Source organism: Wolbachia endosymbiont of Madathamugadia hiepei (assembly GCF_013366855.1).
GTDB lineage: Bacteria > Pseudomonadota > Alphaproteobacteria > Rickettsiales > Anaplasmataceae > Wolbachia.
In genome coordinates this window covers 1-1,714 of the sequence record NZ_WQMP01000175.1, presented here as the reverse complement: position 1 = coordinate 1,714, position 1,714 = coordinate 1, and the positions used below count along the sequence as shown (strand labels likewise).

General features: G+C 38.0%; 2 protein-coding genes. Both read left to right on the top strand.

The features are described 5' to 3' along the window. The first annotated feature begins 203 nt into the window (after nucleotides 1-203). Nucleotides 204-1,397, top strand: a complete 1,194-nt coding sequence (locus GO685_RS05120) for a pyridoxal phosphate-dependent aminotransferase (protein WP_175937854.1) — start codon at nucleotides 204-206, stop codon at nucleotides 1,395-1,397. Between the two features lie 55 nt (nucleotides 1,398-1,452). Beyond that, nucleotides 1,453-1,629, top strand: coding sequence for a DMT family transporter (locus tag GO685_RS05115; protein ID WP_175937853.1), 177 nt, complete (start codon nucleotides 1,453-1,455; stop codon nucleotides 1,627-1,629). Nucleotides 1,630-1,714: the final 85 nt, after the last annotated feature.

Here is a 1,714-nt window from a genome sequence, read left to right as displayed (position 1 = left end):
CTGCACAGACTGAAGATAAATAATAGCTTCAGTATCATTATAAGGGGGTTGAAAGAATTTGTCAAGTAGTTTTTTTCGTTTCTGTTGAATCCAATACGCTGCCAAGAACCGGTTTGATGTGGTTATGCTAAAAATCTAATAACAAAATTTCTAGCTTTTTTGTTGTGTAGGGCTTATCATTTTGATTCAACTTTAATGAGATTATGTCAGATCTTGCAGAAAGAATGTCCCTAATAAAGCCATCACCTACGACTGTCATAACCGACAAGGCAAATAGACTGAAAGGCGAGGGGAAAAACATCTGCGTTTTAGCTGCAGGAGAGCCGGACTTTGACACTCCAGATCATGTAAAAAAAGCAGCTATTCAAGCAATAAACGAAGGTAAAACTAAGTACACTGCTGTTGATGGGACACGTGAACTTAAAGAGGCAATAATCAATAAGTTAAAAAGGGATAACAATCTCGAATATACATTTAATCAAATCTGCGTTGGTACTGGCGCTAAACAGGTATTGTTTAACTTATTTATGGCAACGATTAACCCTGGAGATGAAGCTATAATTCTGGCCCCTTATTGGGTCTCATATGTTGATATGGTAAGTCTTTTTGGCGGTCTGCCGGTTGTGGTAAAGTGCAAGCAAAACTTCAAGCTAACACCAGAATTGTTAAAAAGCAAAATAACTAAGAAGACTAAGTGGTTGATCCTTAACTCACCGAATAATCCAGCGGGAATTGTGTATACATATGATGAACTGAAAGACATAGCACAAGTATTGCTTGAGTATCCCCACGTGAACGTTGTTACAGATGATATTTATGAGCATATAATATACGATGAGAAGTTTTTTACTATTGCCCAGGTTGAACCGAGGCTTTATGATAGGGTTTTTGTGGTCAATGGAGTATCAAAAGCTTACGCAATGACAGGCTGGAGAATAGGTTATATTGCAGGTAAAAGTGATGTAATAAAAGCTATTTCTGCACTGCAGTCTCAGAGCACCTCTAATCCAAACTCAATAGCACAGGCAGCAGCAGTTGAAGCTTTAAGCGGCGATCATGGTTTTTTGAAGGAAAGAACGAGAATTTTCAAGAATCGTAGAGATTTTGTGGTAGAAAAGCTAAGTTCTACTCCAGGACTATCAGCATCTACTCCGCAAGGTGCGTTTTATTTGTTCGTCTCGTGCAAAGGCTTGTTAGGCAAGAACACAAAAAATGGTAAAGTAATAAATAATGACCTCGATTTCACTGAATACTTGCTGGAGGATCATTTAGTTGCCGTAGTTCCAGGAGTTGCGTTTGGCCTTGAAAATTTTGTCAGAATTTCTTATGCAACCTCCCAGGAACAACTAGAAATTGGGTGCAACAACATCATTAAGGCATGTGAAATACTAAGTTGACTTTCTGCATTCTCATGTGTAATGTTTTCGTATGTTAGTAGAAAGGAACTAATTTATGGCCTGGTTATATTTATTGTTGGCTGGCTTACTTGAAATTGTGTGGACGACGGCACTAAAATATAGTGATGGTTTTGCCCGCATTACGCCTGTGGTAATTATTTTAGTTTGTGCTCCTGTAAGCCTTTACTGGCTGTCAGTAGCAATGAAGTCTATTCCCCTTGGCACATCCTAGTCTCTGTGAAAAAAGTTTATCATGAGAAAATAAGGAAAGATGTAGCAAAAACTGGTAGTTTAACTTAGCTAAAAATAGAGAAACT

Excerpts from the sequence above, each read along its gene's own strand:
- GO685_RS05115 (WP_175937853.1), top strand. The coding sequence starts at position 1,453 with ATGGCCTGGTTATATTTATTGTTGGCTGGCTTACTTGAAATTGTGTGG.
- GO685_RS05120 (WP_175937854.1), top strand. The coding sequence starts at position 204 with ATGTCAGATCTTGCAGAAAGAATGTCCCTAATAAAGCCATCACCTACG.